Here is a 19,713-nt window from a genome sequence, read left to right as displayed (position 1 = left end):
GGCCGCCGCTTCGGCGTCAGTCGCGCTGCCAGAGGGCTGGGACGTTCGGCGGCTCCCAGCCGGTGATGGCGGTGTGGGCCTGGAGGCAGCGGTACGGGGAGCCGCCGTAGGTGACCATGTCGCCGGCACGGTAGGACGTGCCCGCCGTCCAGGTGCCCGACGGAGGTGTGGTGGGTGGGGTGGTGGGCGGGTTGGTGGGGCCTTGGGGCGCGTCCAGCACGAAGTCGTACGTGCCTTCCCGTGCGGGGCCGACCTGGCGGACGTTCATGAGCAGACGCGCGTCGAAGATGGTGTCCGTGCTGTTGCGGGGTTCCCCGGGGAAATACAGCTGGGTGGTGATGATCGGCCGGCCAGGGGATTGCAGCTTGACGTGGATGTGCCGGGTGCGGCCCGGGTAGAGCCCGGGCACGATGGTGGTCAGGCTGAACGCCCCCTGATCGGTGCTGAATTGATGGCCGCGGAACGCGTACCCGGTGTTGTCGTAGTCGCCGTTGTCGTCGGCCTGCCAGAAGTCGAGGAGGGCTCCGGCGATCGGCCGGCAGGTCCGGCTGAAGACGTATCCGGTGACCGTGAGGCGTGTGCCCGGGGTGCTGTCGGTGATCAGTGAGGCGCGCAGCGGGGAGTTGGGTTTGAAGTAGGGACCTTCGATCTGCTCGACGGTCGTCTCGTCCCCGTCATGGCACTGCGGAGTCACCTCAAGGGGCCTGGTGGCCGTGGCGCGGTCGCGGGCCAGGGCCACTCCCCCTCGGACCAGTAAGGGGGCCGCGCTCAGTGCGGCAGCGGCGCGTAGTACCGCTTTGCGGCTGATCCGGGGGGAGTTGGCGCTTTCGGCGGGTCCTTCGAGCGGCTTTTCGTCAGCAGGCATCGCAGGTCTCCTGTGGGAAGGGGGTGGGGCCGGGGGTGCTGCGCGTCGGCCGTCTGGCGCCTGTGGTCGTGGAGCGGCGCGCCACACGGCAGGAGCTGCCGCAGGGCGGTCGTGGCCCCTGCCAGTAGGACGGCGGGCCGGGCCGCCTGCGGCCTGCACTCACGTTATGAGCCGCCCCCACCGGCGGCGATGGACTCGATCCGGGGATCATGGTGATTTCCTCCGGTGCCGGACCGGAACGTGCCGGGCGACATGCCGGTTTCCCTCCGGAAGAACCGGCAGAAGTATGCGGGATCGCGAAATCCGATCGCTGCGGCGACCTGACGTATGGTCAATTCCGTTGCCACCAGGAGCCGTTTGGCCTCCAGGGTGCGGCGCAGACGGATCAGCCCGCCCGGGGTCAACCCCGTGGCCTGCCGCACCGACGCCTGGAGGTGACCTGGGGAGATGCGCAGCTCTTGCGCGTACGAGTCGACCGATCGGCGAGTGCCGCCCGGGAGTTCGAGGAGCCGGGTGAAGTCTGCCGCCACCTCCGTGGCCCGGTCGCGCGGAGTGGCTTCCACGCTGGGTGGGCAGGTTCGCAGGGCTCGTACGATGAGGATCTGCAAACTTGCGCGGAGGAGCAATGGGTAACCGGGGAGCAGGGCCCGGTACTCGGCCTCCATGTCCGCCAGGAGTGCTTCGATGGGTCCTGACTGGTCGCCAGGGCAGTGGCCGGGTTCGGCCGCCAGTGTGCGCAGTGACGTCACGTTCTGCGACCGGGAGGGGAGAAAGTCCTCGTTGAACAGAACCACTTGGCCGGTGAGCTCTTCGGCGTCAACCCAGTGGTGCACTTGGCCGGGAGCGATGACGCACAACTGCGGTGGGTGCAGGGGGCGGTGCACGGAATCCAGTACGTGGGTGCCCCGGCCGCCCGTGACGTAGACGATCTCGTAGAAGGTGTGACGGTGCGGGAAGTTGGCGCGTGACAGCGCTCCGATCGTGTCGAACGTGCCGATGGCGAAGGGCAGCAGATGCGGCAGAGGGACGTCCAGGCGATGCAGCGGGATTTCGAAGCGTCGGGTGTGGCGTGGCTCCTCCATCCCGGCAGTCTGGGACAACGCTCTCTGTCAGGTCCAGACCAACGGCGTAATCCGGCCGAAGTAGCGCGAACAGCTGGCGCGGCATACGTACCGGGCCCATCCGGCTGGGCAGCGGCGTTTGACGGTCAGGCCGCCGCCCAGGGGACAGACGAAGACCCCCCGCACGGGCCAGAAGAAGTGGAGGCCAATCCAAGCTAATCCGAGCCGCGGCGGCCGTTGATGACGGCGCGTACGGCGCGGTCGCCGCGTGGGTCGGCCATCAGCCGGGCGATGTCCCACCAGCGCAGGAGCAACGCCGGATAGTGCGGCAGAACCGCATCCATGAAATCCCGGTTGAACCGTGCGCGAACGCTTTCATGGCTCAGGGCGGCACTGATGTCGTCCAGGGACGGCGGAACGTGGCGGATGGCGGGCGGCAGCGCGGCCTCGTACTCCGGCGCCAGCTTGTGGCCCGGCTGGGCCATGATGTTGCCGCCCAGCGCTGCGGCGACCTCGTCCTCCAGCTCGTTCTGGACCTGCACGCAACGCTCCCACCAGCGGTCCCGAAAAGCGCCCAGGGACTCCAGGTCGGCCAGGTCGACGGCGTCGCGCTGCTCGTCGAACTCCGCGCGCTCATCACTGGGCAGAGCTGCCCGGATCGCGCCGAGAGTCTTCGCGGGGTGGCGCGGCGGAGCCTCGCCGAGGTGGCTCACCCACCGGTCAGCGCCCTCATCGTCAGAAGGTGGTCCCCACACCAGGGCGCCGCCCCTCATACCGGGCTTCTCCGGACCGGCGGCCGCCAAGGGGGCTTCCAGGCTGACCGCCATGAGCTCCAAGTAGGCGGGCAGCGACGCGTACTCCTTCTCACGCTCGCCGTACCTGCTCCACCGGCACACTTCCCCGGTCTCCCCGTCCAGGTAGAGGCCGGGGCCGGTTTCGTCAAAGTGGGAGGAGCAGAACGGTATCCACGACGGCTTCCACAGCACCAGGGGACTCTCGTCCTCGGCGGCGTCCTCGCCGTACTCCTCCTGGGACCGCGTCTGGATCTGGTGGGCCTCGATCACAGCGTCCAGCGGCATCAGGGTCCAATCGCCCAGCATGACCCCCGTACCCCGCACGCCGTCCTCGCCAGCAGAGAGCCGCCACAGCGCCTTCAACTCCTGCGGAACGCTTACGCCGAGGGTCGCTTCCAGGGCCGCGATCTCGTCATCGCGGGCGCCGGGTCTGAGCGCCGCGTACGACGGCGGCGCGTACTCGGCCAGCCATTCCACGATCCTGCTCCATGCCCGGGTGACGCGCACATCCGCTGGTGTGTCAGTGGTCATGGTCACCACGTTCGCACGATGTCCCGACTCGGCACTCAGCGGGGCTCGGACTCGTTGCGGGAGCCGTCCGCCGTCGATGCGTCCAAGTGCCGTCAGTGGCCGCCCCGTTGAGGTTCCATCACGGCGCCGACAGGTCGGCCTTGCGCTTTCGACAGCCGCACCGCCAGGGCAGCGCTGGTTCCCAAGCGCTGCGCCGGGCCCGTCCGCCGACCCGCCCCGACGCCCGGCGACACAACCTCCCTGGCCTGCATCCCCCATATTTCCCATTGAATTACTAGGAAAACGTTGACGGCCCGCCCGGCCGGTGCGCAGGATGGGCGCATGGGCCCCACGCAGCAGCGACTCATACGCCGCCGGCACGTCGACTTCGGTCGCGTCGTCAGCGCCGCCTGTCCCACATAGGGCGCGCCGCTCACACCTCCGCGCCGAGACCACGCATCGACGGCCCTGGCGCACCTGCCCGCGCGGCTCGTGAGCCCAACTCCGCTCCCCGCCGCCAACCTTGAGGAGACCACCGCCATGGGCGTTGCCACCGCGCCGTCCGTACCCGTCACGGAATTCGACCGGAACGAGCCCAGCCGTACGCACTGGCAACGAGTGGCCCGTGAGAGCGCGGACGACCTGGCCACGGACGCGGTGGCCAGGGAACAGGCGGGCAGGGCCCCCTTCGACGAGGTGTCCCGGCTGCGGGAGGCGGGGCTCCTGACGCTCCTCGTCCCGCGCGAGCTCGGGGGCGGCGGCGCCGACTGGCCGACGGCCTACGCCGTCGTCCGGGAGATCGCCGCCGCCGACGGCGCGGTCGGTCAACTGCTCGCCTGTCACTACTTCCTGTCATGGAGCGCCCGGTTGTTCGCCGAGCCGGCCCGCGCCGCCGAGATCGAGCGGAGGACCGTGGCGGAGCGGTGGTGCTGGGGCGGCGGACTCGGGCGTCAGGAGCTGCCGCTGACGCTGACCAGGAAGGCCGGCGGCTACGTGCTGGAAGGCCGCCAGAGCTATGCCACCGGTGTCCTGGTCGCCGACCGCCTCGCGGTGCGGGCCGAGCGGGCCGACACCGGACAGCCCTTCGCCGTCGTCGTCGATGCCACCCGTCTCGGCGTGCGGATCGACGAGGAGGCCGACACCTTTGGCCAGCGGCTCGCGGCCGGCGGAACCGTGGAGTTCGACGCCGTACCGGTCACGGCCCGCGACATACTGGGCTCCCTGTCGGCGGACGAGGACGTCCTGTCACCCCGGGCCGCCCTGTCCTCGCCGGTAGGGCGGCTCCTCTCGGTCCAGCTCCTCCTCGGCATGACCGAGGGGGTGCTCGCCGAAGCACGTGATTACAGCAGGGCGGGCCACTCCACCTGGCACCCGGACTGGCCGCTCGGCTCTCCCCAGGACCCGCAGGTACTGACCACCTACGGAGAACTCACCGTCCTGGCCCGCTCCGCGGCCGCCCTCGCCGATCAGGCCCTGAAGGCCGTGTGCGGTGGGCTGGCTCGCGGTGACGAGCTCACCTATGACGAGTACGCGGAGGTCTCCGTCCTCGTGGCCGTGGCCGAAGCCGCAGCTTCCAGGGCGGCGCAGGAGTCCACCGCCCGCGCTCTGGACATCATCGGCGCCCGCTCCGTCTCCTCGCGCCTGGGCTTCGACCGCTTCTGGCGCAACGCACGGGCCCACACGCTGTACGAGCCCGTCAGCCACCGGCTCCGCGACGTCGGGGACTACTTCCTCAACGACGCCCACCCGCCGTTCGTCCTGCCCCTGAGACCCTGACCGACGTCAGGGCGGCGTCGTACGGGCCGGCGGCAACAGCGCTCGGGCGCTTCGGCCACCTGCCCCGGACGCACACGCGAGCCACACGGAATACTGAGCACATGAGGATTTCAGCCAGGGCCGACTACGCGGTACGCGCCGCCTTGCAGCTCGCCGCGGCACCGGATGCCGGGCCATTGAAGGCCGAGGCCATCGCCGACGCCCAGAGCATCCCGCACAAATTCCTCGAAAGCATCCTCAACGACATGCGCCGGGGCGGTCTCGTGCTCAGCCGACGCGGCGGCAACGGCGGCTACCGGCTGGCCAGGGCCGCCGCGTCCATCAGCATCGCCGACGTCATCCGCGTCGTGGACGGTCCGCTGGTCTCGGTACGCGGTGTGCGCCCGCCGGAACTGTCCTACACCGGCCCCGCCGAGTCACTGCTCCCCCTGTGGATCGCCCTGCGGTCCAACGTGCGGGAGATCCTGGACGGTGTGTCCCTCGCCGATGTCGCCACGGCTCAACTGCCGGCGCCGGTATCGGAGTTGGCCGACTCTCCGGGAGCCTGGGTGAACCCCTGAACAGTGGTGTGCCGCCCCGCGCCCTCCGCCCGACCCGTGCTCTCTGCCCTTCGCACCGCCGTCAGGAGCGCGCGAGCCGGGCCGCGAGATAGGGCGCCGTGGCGCTGCGGCGGGACTTGGCCACCTTGGCCGGCGGGCCCGCCGCGACCACGCGGCCGCCGGCGTCGCCGCCGCCCGGTCCGAGGTCGATCACCCAGTCGGCGGTGGCGATCGTGTCCAGGTCGTGCTCAACGAGGACGACCGTGTTGCCGGCGTCGACGAGCCGGTGCAACTGCCGCAGCAGCAGTGCGACGTCCGCGGGGTGCAGCCCCGCCGTGGGTTCATCGAGCAGATAGAGCGCGTGCCCGCGCCGAGCGCGTTGCAGTTCGGTGGCGAGTTTGACGCGTTGCGCCTCGCCACCACTGAGCTCCGTGGCGGGCTGGCCAAGACGCAGATACCCGAGCCCCACCTCGCGCAGCGTCTCCAGACTGCGCGAGGCGGCCGGGACGGCGGAGAGGAATTCGGCGGCGGCGTCGACGGACAGCGCCAGCACCTCCGCGATGTTCTTGCCCTGGTAGGTGACTTCCAGTGTTTCGGTGTTGTACCGGGCGCCCCGGCAGGTGGGGCACGGCGCGTAGGTGCCGGGCAGGAACAGCAGCTCCACCGCGACGAAGCCCTCGCCCTGACAGGTCTCGCACCGGCCGTCGGACACATTGAAGGAGAACCGCCCGGCCGAGTAGCCGCGCGCCCTGGCCTCGTCCGTCGCCGCGTACACCTTGCGCACCGCGTCGAACAATCCCGTGTACGTGGCCAGGTTGGACCGGGGAGTCCGGCCGATGGGCCGCTGGTCGACCAGCACAAGACGGTCGAACGACTCGACCCCCGACGCGTCCTGGACATCGAGGACATCGACCTCGAGGCGCGTCCCATCGGGCTCGTCGGGCTCATCGGGTACGAGTCCGAGGTGCCCGCGGACGACCTCGGCGAGCACCTGGCTCACCAGGGTCGACTTCCCGGAGCCGGAGACGCCTGTGACCGCCGTCAGCACGCACAGCGGTATATCGACGGACACATCGCGCAGATTGTGCCGCGAGACGCCGCGCAGCCGCAGCCAACCCTGCGGTGTCCGGGGGCGATGATCGAGCGGTTGGGCGCGCCCGAACAGGTACTGACTCGTGGCCGAATCCCCGACCCGCTCGAGCCCGGCGACCGGGCCGCTGTACAGCACGCGGCCCCCGCCCTCGCCGGCGCCCGGGCCGATGTCGACCACCCAGTCCGCCCGCCGTACGACGTCCATGTCGTGCTCCACGACGAACAGCGAGTTGCCCGCCGCCTTGAGGCGGTCCAGCACGTCGAGCAGCGGTTCCGCGTCGGCCGGGTGCAGGCCGGCGGAGGGTTCGTCGAGGACGTAGACGACGCCGAAGAGACCGGAGCGCAGCTGGGTGGCGATCCGCAGGCGCTGCGCCTCGCCGGGCGACAGGGTGGTGGAGCGGCGCCCGAGACTGAGGTATCCAAGGCCCAGGTGAAGCAGTACGTCGATGCGCGCGACCAGATCGCCGCAGATGCGGACCGCGACCTCGGTGGTCTCCCCGGACCGGGCGGTCGACGTGGCGGCGTCGGCCTTGGCGCGCCTCGCGACGGGCCGCAGCGATGCCAGGACCTCGGCGAGCGGCATCGCGTTGATCTCGGCGATGGAACGTCCGGCGAAGGTCACGGCCAGCGCTTCGGGACGCAGCCCGCTGCCGTGACACTCGGGGCAGGGCACACTCCGGACGAACCGGAGCGCCCGTGCGCGTGTCTTCTCGCTCTTGGAGTCGGCGAGCACATGCATGACGTGCTTGCGCGCGCTCCAGAACGTGCCTTGGTACCCGTAGTCGACGCGCCCCTCCTCCGGCTCGACGTACACGGAGGGCTGCTCGTCCGTGTACAGCAGCCAGTCCCGGTCCTTCTTCCTGAGCCTGCGCCACGGTCGGTCGATGTCGATCCCCAGGCCGTTGACGACGCTGCGGAGGTTGGCGCCCTGCCAGGCACCCGGCCAGGCGGCGATCGCCCCTTCCCGGATGCTCAGCGAGGGGTCCGGGACGAGCAGGTCCTCGGCGACATCGTGCACGACGCCGAGCCCGTGGCACTGCGGGCAGGCGCCGGCCGCGGTGTTGGGGGAGAACGACTCGGCCTCCAGCCGTGCGGCGCCGGGCGGATAGGTGCCGGCCCGGGAGTACAGCATGCGCAGCAGGTTGGAGAGCGTGGTGAGGGTTCCGACCGTCGAACGCGAGCTGGGCGATCCGCGTCGCTGTTGCAGCGCCACGGCGGGTGGCAGCCCGGTGATCTCCCGCACGTGCGGTGCGCCGGCCTGCTGCAAGAGCCTGCGGGCATACGGTGCCACGGACTCGAAGTAGCGCCGCTGGGCCTCCGCGTAGAGCGTGCCGAAGGCGAGCGAGGACTTGCCCGAACCCGAGACGCCGGTGAAGGCGACCATCGCGTCTCGCGGAACGTCGACGTCGATGTTCCGCAGATTGTTCTCCCTGGCGCCCCGGACCTGCACGAAAGGGCTGCGCGCGTCCTTGTTCACCCCTCCTGATTACCCGATCGCGCCGGGGACCGCGCGACGGACGCCGTCATGTGCGGAGCGCGGCGGTTCCTGCGCGACCCATTGACACGTCCGGCCGCGCATCACTACGGTCGCGCCAGTATTTCGAACGTGTGACGAAATTTCGAACGTCACAGACAGCGGCCTCGGGAGCAACTGCCTTGCGAATCACGGGAATCAGCACCCATGTAGTCGGAACCCCCTGGCGTAACCTCACCTACGTACAGGTCCATACGGACGAGGGCCTGACCGGCGTCGGCGAGACCCGCATGCTCGGTCGCACCGACGCCTTGATCGGCTATCTCCGCGAAGCCGAGGCCAACCACATCGCGGGCTCCGACCCGTTCGCGATCGAGGACCTGGTCCGGCGGATGAAGTACGGCGACTACGGGCGGGCCGGCGAGATCGTGATGTCGGGCATCGCGGTGGTGGAGATGGCCTGCTGGGACATCAAGGGCAAGGCGCTCGGCGTCCCGGTGTGGGAGCTGCTGGGCGGCCGGGTGACCGACCGGGTCAAGGCGTACGCCAACGGCTGGTACACCACCGAGCGCACACCGGAGGCCTACCACAAGGCGGCGGCCGCCGTCGTGGAGCGGGGTTACCGGGCGCTGAAGATCGACCCGTTCGGCACCGGGCACTTCGAGCTGGACCGTCAGCAGTCGTTGTACGCGGTCTCGTTGATCGAGGCGGTACGCGACGCCATCGGGCCGGACACCGAGCTGATGCTGGAGATGCACGGCCGGTTCTCGCCCGCGACCGCCGTCCGTCTCGCCCACGAACTGGCGCCGTTCGAGCCCGCGTGGCTCGAGGAGCCGGTCCCGCCGGAGAACCTGAAGGCACTGGCGAAGGTCGCGCAGAAGGTCGACATCCCGCTGGCGACCGGCGAACGCGTCCATGACCGGATCGAGTTCCGCGAGCTCTTCGAGTCGCAGGCCGTGGACATCATCCAGCCGGACGTCGGCCACCTCGGCGGCATTCTGGAGACCAGGAAGCTCGCGGCGACCGCGGAGACCCACTACATGCTGGTCGCACCCCACAACGTGGGTGGTTCGGTCCTGACCGCGGCCTCGCTCCACGTCGCGGGCTGCACGCCCAACTTCAAAATCCTGGAGCACTTCAACGACTTCGCGGACGCGCAGATCAAGGAAGTGGTCAAGGGCGCCCCCCAGGTGGTCGACGGCTACTTCGAGCTGCCCCAGGGGCCGGGGCTCGGTGTGGAGCTCGACGTGGACGCGGCGGCCGAATTCCCCCAGCAGCAGGCCCGGTTCGACCTGTGGGCCGAGGGCTGGGAGAAGCGCGACCCCTCCGGTGCGCGGCGATGAGCAGCCGCGCCATCGTGGTCGACGCGCCGGGCAGCCACCGCCTGGTCACCGGTCCGCGCCCGGAGCCGGGCCCCGGCGAGGCCGTCGTGCGGGTCGCGGCCGCCGGGATCTGCCTGAGCGACCGCGAAGTGTACGAAGGCCGCCGCGCCCCCGGTTACGTGCGTTACCCGCTCACCCCCGGCCACGAGTGGTCGGGAACCGTGGAGGCGGTCGGGGCGGGTGTAGATCCCGGGCTGGTGGGGCGCGGGACGGTCGCCGAGGGCTTCCGCAGCTGTGGGACCTGCGAGCGGTGCCGCTGCGGCGAGACCTCGCTGTGCGACGCCGCGTACGCCGAGACCGGCTTCACGCACCCCGGCGGCTTCGCCGACCACGTGGTGGTCCCCGCCCGGCTGCTGCACCCGCTGCCCGACGACGCGGATCTGCGCGCGGCCGCCCTGCTCGAACCGGCCGCCGTGGTCGCCGCCGCCGTACGGGCCGGGGCGCCCGAGGCGGCCGAACGGATCGCCGTCGTGGGGGCGGGCACGCTCGGCCTGCTCGCGGTCCAGTTCCTCGCCGGGTACTCCCCCGTGGAACTGACGGTGATCGACCCCCGCCTCGAACGGGCCGAACGGGCCCGCGCCATGGGCGCCACCGAGGCCCGCGCGCCCGAGCGGCCGGCCGATGTGCGCGGCCGCTACGACCTGGTCGTCGAGACGGCCGGAGCGCCGCCCACCGCCGCCGACTCCTGCCTGCTCGCCCGGCGCGGTGGCCGCGTGGTCCTGACCGGGATGTTCGCGGCGGATGCCCGGGGAATCGACCCGGCGCACCTGTCGGTCAGCCAGCTCACCGTGCGCAGCGTCTTCGGGGCGTCCCGCGCCGCCTGGTCCTTCGCGGTCCGGGCGTACACAGCGGGGCGGATCGATCCTGCCGCGCTGATCACCCACGAGTTCCCGCTAGACCGGTACGCCGATGCCCTCGCGCTGGTCGGCGGCGGGGACCCCGCGACCGGAAAGGTCCTGCTGCGCCCGTAGGCGCGGCTTCATGCCCCATGACCCGAACCTTGTTCGAGATATCGAACCCACTCGCCTTCCACTCACGCAAGGAAGCCCGCCTGTGACCGACACTTCAGCCCCCTGCCCCCAAGAGACGCGGCCCCGCCGCCCCGGCGAGCGGGCCCTGACGGCGCTCGGCCTCGCCGCGCCCGCCGACGACCCCGCCGACTCCTCTCCCCACGTCTTCCCCGACGGCGGCGCCTGGCGCACCGAGATCCCCTCGGTCGAGGGGCCCGAGGCACTGAGTGTCGTCCTCAAGGAGTCCACCCGCCTGCATGTGCCCGTGCACCGCGTCAGTCAGGGCAGCGGAGTGTGGATGCTCTCCGACGCCGAGATCACCGACATGGCCGGGGCATGTGCGGCACGCGGTATCGAGCTCTGCCTCTTCACCGGCCCGCGTGGCACCTGGGACACCGGCGGCTCCACGCGCACCGGCTCCGGCGGCGCCGGACTGCGCGCCCGGGGCCACGACGCGCTCGCGGGATGCGTCGAAGACGCCCTGCGAGCAACGGAGTTGGGAGTTCCCTGCCTGCTCGTGGCCGACGAGGGCGTGCTGTGGACACTGCACCGGCTGCGCGAGCAGGGGCTGCTGCCGGCGGACACCACGCTGAAGGTCTCGGCGCTGATCGGCCCGGTCAACCCCGCGTCGGTCTCGGTGTACGAACGGCTCGGCGCGGACTCGGTGAACGTCCCCTCGGACCTGACGGGTCATCACCTCACCGAGATCCGCCGGGTGTCGGGCGTGCCGCTCGACCTGTACATCGAGGCCCCGGACGACCTCGGCGGCTATGTGCGCATGTACGAGACGGCCGAGCTGATCCGCAGGGCCGCGCCGCTGTATCTGAAGTTCGGCCTGTCCAGGGCGCCCGGCATCTACCCGTACGGCGCGCATCTGCGGGACACCGCCCTGGAAACGGCGCGCGAACGCGTGCGCCGGGGCCGCCTCGTGCTGGACCTGCTCGCCCGGCACGGCGCCGACGGCGGCATGTCCCCGCTCGGCTCCCGTCTGCCCGGCCCCCTCAACCGCTTCTTCCTCCAGAAGGACTGATGACCATGCGCCACACCCGCAGAGCAGCCCTCGCCCTCATCGCCGGCTCCCTGGCCCTCGCGCTCACCGCCTGCGGCCAGAGCGGCGACGGCGGCAGCAAGGACACCAAGAAGGGCGGCAAGGGCTCCACCATCGGCATCGCCATGCCCACCAAGTCCTCCGAGCGGTGGATCAACGACGGCGACAACATGGTCAAGCAGTTCCAGGCGCTCGGCTACAAGACCGACCTCCAGTACGGCGAGGACAACGTCGACCAGCAGGTGGCACAGATCGAAAACATGATCACCAAGGGCGTGGACGTGCTGGTGATCGCGGCCATCGACGGCCGGGCGCTGAGCGACGTCCTCAAGCAGGCCGCCGACCAGCACATCGAGGTGATCTCCTACGACCGGCTCATCCTCGGCACGCCGAACGTCGACTACTACGCCTCCTTCGACAACGAGAAGGTCGGCGTGCTCCAGGCCACCTACATCCTCGACAAGCTGGGCCTCAAGGACGGCAGCAAGAAGGGGCCGTTCAGCATCGAGCTGTTCGCCGGATCACCGGACGACAACAACACCCGCTACTTCTTCCAGGGCGCCATGAAGACGCTCCGGCCCTACCTCGACAGCAAGCAGCTGGTGGTGCGGAGCGGGCAGACCCAGCTCAACCAGGTGACCACGCTGCGCTGGGACGGCGCGACCGCGCAGAAGCGCATGGACGACCTGCTGACCAAGGCGTACTCCTCGGCGCGCGTGGACGCCGTGCTGTCACCGTACGACGGGATCTCCATCGGCATCCTGTCCTCGCTGCGTTCCGGCGGATACGGGACGGCGGCGAAGCCCTACCCCGTCGTCACCGGGCAGGACGCCGAGGTGGCATCGGTGAAGTCGATCATCGCCGGCGATCAGACCCAGACCGTCTACAAGGACACCCGGGCGCTGGCCAAACAGGCCGTGCAGATGGCCGATGCCGTCCTGAACCACAAGACCCCCGAGGTCAACGACACCAAGACGTACGACAACGAGAAGAAGGTCGTGCCCTCCTTCCTGCTCAACCCCGTGAGCGTCGACAAGTCCAACTACCAGTCGGTGCTGGTGGATTCGGGATACATCAAAGCGAGCGCCCTGAAGTGAGTGCTCCTGCTTCGGAGGCGCCGGTCCTCCACATGCGCTCCATCGTCAAGACGTTCCCGGGGGTCCGGGCCCTGTCCGACGTCTCGCTCACCGTCGCCGCCGGCGAGGTCCACGCCGTGTGCGGGGAGAACGGCGCGGGCAAGTCCACCCTGATGAAGGTCCTCAGCGGCGTCCATCCGCACGGGAGTTACGAGGGCGACATCCTGTTCCAGGGCGAGCCGTGCGCCTTCAAGGACATCCGGGCGAGCGAGGCGCGCGGCATCGTCATCATCCACCAGGAGCTCGCGCTCATCCCCTACCTGTCGATCGCCGAGAACATCTTCCTCGGCAACGAGCACGCCACCCACGGGGTGATCAGCTGGAACGAGACGCTGAAGCAGGCCGCCCGGCTCCTGAAACGGGTCGGTCTGAACGAGCACCCGGGAACCAGGGTCGCGGACATCGGCGTCGGCAAGCAGCAGCTGGTGGAGATCGCGAAGGCCCTCTCCAAGGAAGTCAGACTGCTCATCCTGGACGAGCCGACAGCCGCCCTCAACGACGAGGACAGCGCCCATCTCCTGGGCCTGATAACGGAGTTGAAGCAGCAAGGCATCACCTCGATCATCATCTCGCACAAACTCAACGAGATCGCCGCCGTCGCCGACTCGGTCACCGTCATCCGCGACGGGCGCACCATCGAGACCCTGGACGTGAGGGATCCCGCCACGACCGAGGACCGGATCATCCGGGCCATGGTGGGCCGCGACCTCGACCACCGCTTCCCCGACCGGACGCCGTACGAGGGGGATCCGGGCGCGCATCCGGCCCTCGAGGTACAGCACTGGAGCGTGCACCACCCCATCGACCAGCAGCGCAAGGTCGTCGACGACGTCACTCTGCGGGTCAACCGGGGTGAGATCGTCGGCATCGCGGGCCTGATGGGCGCCGGCCGCACCGAACTCGCTATGAGCGTGTTCGGCCGCTCCTACGGGCGGGGCATCAGCGGCACGGTGCGCAAGGACGGCCGCGAGATCCGCACCCGGACCGTGCCCGAGGCGGTCGGCCACGGCATCGCGTATGTCACCGAGGACCGCAAACAGTACGGCCTGAACCTCATCGACACCATCGCCCGCAACATCACCACCGTCGCACTCGGCAAGGTGTCCCGGGGCGGAGTGGTCGACGAGCACGAGGAGCGCCGCGTCGCGGAGTCGTACCGCGGGTCCATGAACATCAAGGCACCCACCGTCTTCGAGCAGGTGGGCCGGCTGTCCGGCGGCAACCAGCAGAAGGTCGTGCTCAGCAAATGGATCTTCGCGGATCCCGATGTGCTGATCCTCGACGAGCCGACCCGCGGCATCGACGTGGGTGCCAAGTACGAGATCTACACCGTCATCGACCAGCTCGCGGCTCAAGGCAAGGCCGTCGTCTTCATCTCCTCCGAACTCCCCGAACTGCTCGGCATGTGCGATCGCATCTACACGATGGCGGCCGGCCGGCTCACCGGTGAGATCGCGCGGGCGCAGGCGAGCCAGGAAGTGCTGATGCGCCACATGACCACGAACAAGAGGTAGTCGCCATGGGTCCGGTCTCCACCGACACCCCCCGGAGCGCCCCCTCGGCGCCCGGCTCCCCGCGTCCGGCGCCCGGTGCGCTGCTGCTTGCCGCGGCGCGCCGCAACATGCGCCAGTACGGCATGCTGGTCGCGCTCGGCCTGATCGTCGTGCTGTTCCAGATCTGGACCGGCGGGGTGCTGCTCAAGCCGAACAACGTCACCAACCTGGTGCTCCAGAACAGTTACGTCCTCGTCCTCGCCATCGGCATGATGATCGTCATCGTCGCCGGCCACATCGACCTGTCGGTCGGCTCGCTCGCGGCCTTCGTCTCGGCGGCCTGTGCGGTCATGATGGTCGAACACCATGTGCCGTGGGTGCTCGCCCTGGCCGTGGCGCTGCTCATCGGGGCGCTCGCCGGCGCCTGGCAGGGCTTCTGGATCGCGTACGTCGGGATTCCGTCGTTCATCGTCACCCTGGCCGGGATGCTGCTCTTCCGCGGCGGCACCCAGATCCTGCTCGGTTCGCGCTCGCTCGGCCCGTTCCCCGACGGCTTCCAGAAGATATCCACGGGCTACCTCCCGGCGCTCGGGCCGGACACCAACTACCACAACCTGACCGTGCTGTTGGGCCTTGTCCTGATCGCCGTCGTGGTGGTCCAGGAGTCGCGGTCGCGGCGGCGCCAGCGGGCGTACGCACTCGATGTGCTGCCCCGGGGCCTGTTCGTCGCCAAGCTGGTGGCCATGATCGCCGCCGTGCTCGCGTTCACGATGACGCTGGCCAGCTACCGGGGTGTGCCGGTGGTGCTGCTCCTGCTCGCGGCGCTGCTCATCGGCCTGGGCTTCGTGATGCGCAACGCGGTCGTCGGGCGCCATGTGTACGCGCTGGGCGGCAATCAGGCGGCGGCGAAACTGTCCGGCGTCAAGGACAAGCGGGTCACCTTCCTGGTCTTCGTCACCATGGGTGTGCTCGCGGCGCTGGCCGGCGTCGTCTTCGCGGCCCGTCTGAACGCGGGCACCCCCAACGCGGGCGTGAACTTCGAACTGGAGGCGATCGCCGCCTCGTTCATCGGCGGCGCCTCGATGAGCGGGGGCGTGGGCACGGTGTTCGGCGCCATCATCGGCGGCCTGGTCCTCGGCGTACTCAACAACGGCATGTCACTGGTGGGCGTCGGTTCGGACTATCAGCAGGTCATCAAGGGGCTCGTGCTCCTGGCCGCGGTGGGCTTCGACGTCTACAACAAGCGCAAGGTCGGTTCGTGAGTCCTTCCGATTCCCCTCTGCTCGAAGGAGCCGCACCATGAGCACCAGCAGACGCACCGTACTGGCGGCCGGCGCCGCTGTCGGACTGGCCACTACGGCCCTGGGCGCCACCGCCGCTCACGCCGCGCCCCGCCACTCCCCCTCCAGGAAGCACTTCGGCACCCTGGCCGACGGCACAGCGGTGGACGTCTGGAGCGTCTCCAACGGCGGCATCCGGCTCCAGGTCCTGTCCTACGGCGGCATCATCCACTCGCTCGAAGTCCCGGACGCGGACGGCCACTTGGCGAACATCGCGCTCGGCTTCGACAATCTCGCGGACTACGTCGCGAAGAGCCCGTACTTCGGCGGGCTCATCGGACGGTACGGCAACCGCATCGCCGCGGGCCGCTTCACTCTCGACGGCCACACGTATCGACTCCCGCTCAACGACGGGGCGAACAGCCTGCACGGCGGCACCCGGGGCTTCGACAAGCAGATGTGGCACGTGGAGCCGTTCACCCGCGGCTCGGACACCGGCCTCGTCCTGACCCGGACCTCGCCGGACGGTGAGATGGGCTACCCGGGCACCTTGAAGGTCCGCGTCACCTACACCCTGACCGCGCGCGGCGCCTGGCGGATCGACTACGAGGCGACGACCGACCGGCCGACCGTCGTCAACCTCACCAGCCACACCTACTTCAACTTGGCGGGCGAGGGCAGCGGTTCCGTGGACCACCACACCTTGGAAGTGGCCGCCTCACGCTTCACACCCATCGACGCGGGCCTCATCCCGACCGGCGAACTGGCCCGGGTCGCGGGCACGCCCTTCGACTTCAGGCGCGCCAAGCCGGTAGGACGCGACATCCGCGAGGGCCACCAGCAACTGGTCCGCGCCAAGGGCTTCGACCACAACTGGGTACTCGACAAGGGGATCACGTCCGCGCCGCGCCACGCCCTCACCCTCAGTGAACCGGCCTCGGGCCGCGTGATGCGGATGTACACCACCGAGCCGGGCCTCCAGTTCTACAGCGGCAACTTCCTGGACGCCACGCTGGTGGGCACGTCGGGCCGCGCCTACCGGCAGGGAGACGCCCTGTGCCTGGAGGCCCAGCACTTCCCCGACTCCCCCAACCAGCCGGCGTTCCCCTCGACGGTGCTGCGCCCCGGCACGACGTACCGGACCTCGACGGTGCACTCCTTCTCGACGCGCTGAGCACAACCGTGCGCCCCACCGGATTCCGGTGGGGCGCACGGTATGTGACGGTGACTCAGCCCGCGAAGGCGAAGCCCGGCAGCCCTCGTCCCGCGCCCGGGAGCACCAGCACCGACCCCGCGAGGGGATGCGGGGCGCTCTGCCCGACGCGGGCGGTGGTGATGTACAGGTCGGTGAGGTCGGGGCCGCCGAACGCGCAGGCGGTGGGGCAGCGCACGGGCAGGGGGACGATCAGGTCGAGAGTGCCGTCCGCCGCGTACCGCCGGACCGCGCCGCCGCCCCACAACGCCACCCAGACACCGCCCTCGCCATCCACGGCGAGCCCGTCGGGATGCCCGGCGGTCGCGGGTATGGCGGCGAACGGCCGCCTTTCGTCAGCGAGTTGGCCGTCGAAGTCGAAGACGTCGATGCGTCCGGTCGGGGTGTCGATGTAGTACATGAGCCGGCTGTCCGGGCTCCAGCCGATGCCGTTGCTGACGCTCGCGTCGCCCAGGACCTCGGTCACTGTGCCGTCCGGGCCGATCCGGGACAGTGTGCCGCCGCCCGGCGCCTCGTCATAGCGCATGGTGCCGGCCCACAGCGCCCCGTCGGGGGAGACTGCCGCGTCGTTGGCGCGCCGTCCCGCGACGGGGCCGCGCACCAGCCAGCTGAATCCGCCGTCGGGTCCGTACAGTCCCACTCCGTCCCGCAGGTTGACGACCAGACCGCCACCGGCCCTCGGCTTCGCCGCGCCGACGTGCTGTTCGGTGGCCATGACGGTACGCCGGCCGTCACTGGGCGCGTAGGTGTGGATGCGGGAGGAGAGGATGTCGACCCAGATCAGCCGCCCGGTCACGGGGTCCCAGGTGGGCCCCTCCCCCAGTACGGCCGCTTCCCGGACCGCGAGGTCCCACCTCATCGCATCCCCCGGTGGCCCAGGCGTTCGGACAGGTCGGCCGCGCCCTTCTGGGCGAGCTCGGCCAGCTCAGCCTCGCGCCGCTCACTCCACCTGACCATCGGCACGGAGACCGACAGCGCGGCGACGACCCGCCCCGCGCCGTCCCTGACCGGCGCGGCCACACAGCTGACGTCCGGATTGGACTCCTGGTGCTCGACGGCGACACCCCGGGCACGGATCGCGTCGAGAGCGGTGCGCAGGGCGGCGGGGTCGGTGATGCTGGCGGCGGTCATGGCGGTGAGTTCGCGCCCGGACAGGCGCGCGTCGAGTTCGGCCTCGGGCAGCGCGGCGAGCAGCATTTTGCCGACGGAGGTGCAGTGGGCGGGGAGCCTGCGGCCGGCGGCCGAGACCATGCGGACGGCGTGGGTGGAGTCGACCTTGGCGATGTAGATGACGTCGGCGTCCTCCAGGATCGCGACGTGGACGGTCTCGTCGCAGGTCTCGGCGACCTCGCGTGCCACCTGTTGCCCCTCGGCGGCGAGGTCGAGCTGTTCGGCGTAACGGCTGCCGAGCTGATAGGTGCGCACACCGAGGCGGTAGCGGCCGGGCTGCTCGGGCACGGGCGCGAGGTAGGAACGCGCGGACAGGGTGGTCAGCAGCTCATGGACGGTGGTGCGCGGCAGTCCCAGCCGACGTGTGACATCGGGCGCGGAGAGGCTGCCTTCGCTCTCCAGGAAGAGTTCGAGGACGTCCATCGCCCTGGTCACCGCGGGAACCAGTCGGCCCATGCTCGGCCACCCACCCTCTGTGTTCGAAACTACGATCATCGACCGACATGACGAACACAGGCTATCCACTGCGGTGTTCGCCCGGCAATGGCCCCGGCCGGGGATCCCCCACCCGGCCCAGGCCCCGGCAGCGGCCGGCCCCCGCCCCGCCGGCCCCTGACGGCCGACGCGACCACTCCGCACGACTACCCCTCGGCAAGCGGCCTTCGCACCTCGAAGTGGAAGCACCCGTATTCAAGGGCCCTGACGTGTACGAGCACGACGTCAGGATCGTTGAACGCGTCGTCGAGGGCCGCGTCGAAGGCAGTCGCGGCGTCGGCCGGAATCTCCAGAAGGCGGCCGCCCGCGATATGGCCCCGGGCGTCATAGCGCCGCACGGTCCGCAGAGCGCCCGGCCGCGCGAGGGGGTAGGCCTCACCCGGGGTGAACCCGTCGCAGGCGTCGGCGTGAATGAAGACGGGACCCTGCTCGTCGTACGCGCCCGGATCCACGCCCCTCATGGCGGTCCAGCGGCGCAACGGGGCGTACGAAACAAGGGCGATCCGCTCGCCGGGCGTGATGGACCGCAGGCAGCAGCGCAGTGGAGAGCCCTCGTCGTCGCTGGTCGCGAGGTACGGGGCGCAGGGACGGCCCGCGTCGTCGACGGACCGCAGTTCCTTCAGGACGGCTGTGTCAACGGGGAGCACGGTGTATTTGGTCATGCGCCCAGGCTGGATCGGCGCATGGGCTGTCGCTGGCGGGAATCGGACGTCACTTTGGTGTGTGCGCCCGCGCGCACCCCGAGTGGCCCTGCGGGCAGGCGGGCTCTCGCGCTGCGCCTTACGCGCTTTTTTGCAAGCATGAAGGGTGTGTCGGCCCACCCGTTGATCAGCTTCGGCCACAGCACGACGACTCGCGATCAGCTGACCGCCCTGCTCCTGGGCGCGGGGATCGAGTCTGTGGTGGACGTCCGTACCGCGCCCGGCAGTCGGCGCAACCCCGATGTGATGCGCGAGGAACTGGCTCGATGGCTGCCGGGACATGGCGTCGAGTACCGGTGGGAGAAGGACCTCGGCGGTTTCCGCACCGCCTCCCCCGATTCACCTGACGTGGTGTGGCGCAACGACTCCTTCCGGGGGTACGCGGGCTACACGCGTGACCCTCGTTTCCTCAGCGCGATGGACGATCTCCTGCCGCAGGCCGCCCTGCGCCGGACGGCTGTCATGTGCGGCGAGGCCGTCTGGTGGCGCTGCCACCGCAGGATCATCGCGGACTTCACGGTTCTGGCCCGAGGCGTACCGGTTCTCCACCTGATGCCGGACGGCAGGCTCACCCCGCACCGGCCGACCGCCGGCGTGCGCCTGCGCGACGACGGCCTCCTCGTCTACGACGACACGGCCGGCGCGGCTTCTGCCTGACGAGCCGGTGTGCTCCC

Annotated in this window: 17 protein-coding genes; 10 read left to right on the top strand and 7 right to left on the bottom strand. The window is 70.2% G+C overall.

What is annotated here, in order from left to right; genetic code table 11:
- Window positions 1–16 precede the first annotated feature (16 nt).
- The 3 genes from ACFYM2_RS12355 to ACFYM2_RS12345 all read right to left on the bottom strand — a co-directional run bounded on the left by ACFYM2_RS12355 (window position 17) and on the right by ACFYM2_RS12345 (window position 3,251).
- Window positions 17–865: a carbohydrate-binding protein gene (locus ACFYM2_RS12355; protein WP_388835661.1), complete on the bottom strand. Its 849-nt coding sequence runs from the start codon at window positions 863–865 to the stop codon at window positions 17–19.
- Window positions 866–1,029: 164 nt separating this feature from the next.
- On the bottom strand, window positions 1,030–1,947 hold the full coding sequence (locus tag ACFYM2_RS12350; RefSeq protein WP_388835658.1) for a helix-turn-helix domain-containing protein: 918 nt from the start codon (window positions 1,945–1,947) through the stop codon (window positions 1,030–1,032).
- A gap of 194 nt (window positions 1,948–2,141) precedes the next feature.
- Complete coding sequence (locus ACFYM2_RS12345; RefSeq protein WP_388835655.1) at window positions 2,142–3,251, bottom strand: SMI1/KNR4 family protein; 1,110 nt, start codon at window positions 3,249–3,251, stop codon at window positions 2,142–2,144.
- Window positions 3,252–3,770: 519 nt separating this feature from the next.
- Here ACFYM2_RS12345 and ACFYM2_RS12340 point away from each other — a divergent pair.
- On the top strand, window positions 3,771–5,006 hold the full coding sequence (locus ACFYM2_RS12340; protein ID WP_388835652.1) for an acyl-CoA dehydrogenase family protein: 1,236 nt from the start codon (window positions 3,771–3,773) through the stop codon (window positions 5,004–5,006).
- A gap of 101 nt (window positions 5,007–5,107) precedes the next feature.
- On the top strand, window positions 5,108–5,566 hold the full coding sequence (locus tag ACFYM2_RS12335) for an Rrf2 family transcriptional regulator (protein WP_358997747.1): 459 nt from the start codon (window positions 5,108–5,110) through the stop codon (window positions 5,564–5,566).
- A gap of 61 nt (window positions 5,567–5,627) precedes the next feature.
- Here the strand turns inward: ACFYM2_RS12335 and uvrA are convergent, their stop codons facing one another.
- Window positions 5,628–8,114, bottom strand: a complete 2,487-nt coding sequence (uvrA, locus tag ACFYM2_RS12330) for an excinuclease ABC subunit UvrA (protein WP_388835649.1) — start codon at window positions 8,112–8,114, stop codon at window positions 5,628–5,630.
- A 179-nt stretch (window positions 8,115–8,293) separates the two neighbouring features.
- Here uvrA and ACFYM2_RS12325 point away from each other — a divergent pair, with 179 nt between their 5' ends.
- The 7 genes from ACFYM2_RS12325 to ACFYM2_RS12295 all read left to right on the top strand — a co-directional run bounded on the left by ACFYM2_RS12325 (window position 8,294) and on the right by ACFYM2_RS12295 (window position 16,634).
- The gene (locus tag ACFYM2_RS12325) at window positions 8,294–9,454 is read left to right on the top strand and encodes a mandelate racemase/muconate lactonizing enzyme family protein (protein ID WP_358997741.1); all 1,161 of its coding nucleotides are present in this window, start codon (window positions 8,294–8,296) and stop codon (window positions 9,452–9,454) included.
- Window positions 9,451–10,464 carry an alcohol dehydrogenase catalytic domain-containing protein gene (locus tag ACFYM2_RS12320; protein WP_358997738.1) on the top strand — a complete coding sequence of 338 codons (1,014 nt, stop codon included), beginning with the start codon at window positions 9,451–9,453 and terminating at the stop codon, window positions 10,462–10,464. Before ACFYM2_RS12325 ends, ACFYM2_RS12320 begins: the two co-directional genes overlap by 4 nt.
- Window positions 10,465–10,546: 82 nt before the next feature.
- Window positions 10,547–11,533, top strand: a complete 987-nt coding sequence (locus ACFYM2_RS12315) for a hypothetical protein (RefSeq protein ID WP_388835646.1) — start codon at window positions 10,547–10,549, stop codon at window positions 11,531–11,533.
- A complete protein-coding gene (gene chvE, locus ACFYM2_RS12310) occupies window positions 11,533–12,648 on the top strand; it encodes a multiple monosaccharide ABC transporter substrate-binding protein (RefSeq protein ID WP_388835643.1) in 1,116 nt (371 codons plus the stop codon). The genes ACFYM2_RS12315 and chvE overlap by 1 nt, the downstream gene beginning before the upstream one ends.
- Window positions 12,649–12,680: 32 nt before the next feature.
- Entirely contained in the window at window positions 12,681–14,201 is a 1,521-nt protein-coding gene (gene mmsA / locus ACFYM2_RS12305; RefSeq protein ID WP_358997732.1) for a multiple monosaccharide ABC transporter ATP-binding protein, read from the top strand.
- A gap of 5 nt (window positions 14,202–14,206) precedes the next feature.
- Complete coding sequence (gene mmsB / locus ACFYM2_RS12300) at window positions 14,207–15,442, top strand: multiple monosaccharide ABC transporter permease (RefSeq protein ID WP_388835640.1); 1,236 nt, start codon at window positions 14,207–14,209, stop codon at window positions 15,440–15,442.
- A 37-nt stretch (window positions 15,443–15,479) separates the two neighbouring features.
- A complete protein-coding gene (locus tag ACFYM2_RS12295; RefSeq protein WP_388835637.1) occupies window positions 15,480–16,634 on the top strand; it encodes an aldose epimerase family protein in 1,155 nt (384 codons plus the stop codon).
- A gap of 55 nt (window positions 16,635–16,689) precedes the next feature.
- Here ACFYM2_RS12295 and ACFYM2_RS12290 read toward each other — a convergent pair whose 3' ends face one another.
- The 3 genes from ACFYM2_RS12290 to ACFYM2_RS12280 all read right to left on the bottom strand — a co-directional run bounded on the left by ACFYM2_RS12290 (window position 16,690) and on the right by ACFYM2_RS12280 (window position 19,000).
- Window positions 16,690–17,532: an SMP-30/gluconolactonase/LRE family protein gene (locus ACFYM2_RS12290; protein ID WP_388835634.1), complete on the bottom strand. Its 843-nt coding sequence runs from the start codon at window positions 17,530–17,532 to the stop codon at window positions 16,690–16,692.
- A complete protein-coding gene (locus tag ACFYM2_RS12285; RefSeq protein WP_388461867.1) occupies window positions 17,529–18,299 on the bottom strand; it encodes an IclR family transcriptional regulator in 771 nt (256 codons plus the stop codon). Before ACFYM2_RS12285 ends, ACFYM2_RS12290 begins: the two co-directional genes overlap by 4 nt.
- Window positions 18,300–18,484: 185 nt before the next feature.
- Window positions 18,485–19,000 carry a DUF1203 domain-containing protein gene (locus ACFYM2_RS12280; protein WP_388461869.1) on the bottom strand — a complete coding sequence of 172 codons (516 nt, stop codon included), beginning with the start codon at window positions 18,998–19,000 and terminating at the stop codon, window positions 18,485–18,487.
- Window positions 19,001–19,138: 138 nt separating this feature from the next.
- Between ACFYM2_RS12280 and ACFYM2_RS12275 the strand changes: the two genes are divergently transcribed.
- Window positions 19,139–19,696, top strand: coding sequence for a DUF488 family protein (locus ACFYM2_RS12275; RefSeq protein ID WP_388835631.1), 558 nt, complete (start codon window positions 19,139–19,141; stop codon window positions 19,694–19,696).
- The last annotated feature ends 17 nt before the right edge of the window (window positions 19,697–19,713 follow it).

It is taken from the genome of Streptomyces sp. NPDC006711 (assembly GCF_042869775.1).
In the GTDB taxonomy this organism is placed as follows: domain Bacteria; phylum Actinomycetota; class Actinomycetes; order Streptomycetales; family Streptomycetaceae; genus Streptomyces.
This window is presented reverse-complemented; position numbering and strand designations above follow the sequence as displayed.

Coding starts and splice junctions, on each gene's coding strand:
- ACFYM2_RS12295 (WP_388835637.1), top strand. CDS start 15,480: ATGAGCACCAGCAGACGCACCGTACTGGCGGCCGGCGCCGCTGTCGGA.
- ACFYM2_RS12280 (WP_388461869.1), bottom strand. CDS start 19,000: ATGACCAAATACACCGTGCTCCCCGTTGACACAGCCGTCCTGAAGGAA.
- ACFYM2_RS12275 (WP_388835631.1), top strand. CDS start 19,139: ATGAAGGGTGTGTCGGCCCACCCGTTGATCAGCTTCGGCCACAGCACG.
- ACFYM2_RS12350 (WP_388835658.1), bottom strand. CDS start 1,947: ATGGAGGAGCCACGCCACACCCGACGCTTCGAAATCCCGCTGCATCGC.
- ACFYM2_RS12340 (WP_388835652.1), top strand. CDS start 3,771: ATGGGCGTTGCCACCGCGCCGTCCGTACCCGTCACGGAATTCGACCGG.
- ACFYM2_RS12355 (WP_388835661.1), bottom strand. CDS start 865: ATGCCTGCTGACGAAAAGCCGCTCGAAGGACCCGCCGAAAGCGCCAAC.
- ACFYM2_RS12285 (WP_388461867.1), bottom strand. CDS start 18,299: ATGGGCCGACTGGTTCCCGCGGTGACCAGGGCGATGGACGTCCTCGAA.
- ACFYM2_RS12345 (WP_388835655.1), bottom strand. CDS start 3,251: ATGACCACTGACACACCAGCGGATGTGCGCGTCACCCGGGCATGGAGC.
- chvE (WP_388835643.1), top strand. CDS start 11,533: ATGACCATGCGCCACACCCGCAGAGCAGCCCTCGCCCTCATCGCCGGC.
- mmsB (WP_388835640.1), top strand. CDS start 14,207: ATGGGTCCGGTCTCCACCGACACCCCCCGGAGCGCCCCCTCGGCGCCC.
- ACFYM2_RS12335 (WP_358997747.1), top strand. CDS start 5,108: ATGAGGATTTCAGCCAGGGCCGACTACGCGGTACGCGCCGCCTTGCAG.
- ACFYM2_RS12290 (WP_388835634.1), bottom strand. CDS start 17,532: ATGAGGTGGGACCTCGCGGTCCGGGAAGCGGCCGTACTGGGGGAGGGG.
- mmsA (WP_358997732.1), top strand. CDS start 12,681: ATGCGCTCCATCGTCAAGACGTTCCCGGGGGTCCGGGCCCTGTCCGAC.
- ACFYM2_RS12320 (WP_358997738.1), top strand. CDS start 9,451: ATGAGCAGCCGCGCCATCGTGGTCGACGCGCCGGGCAGCCACCGCCTG.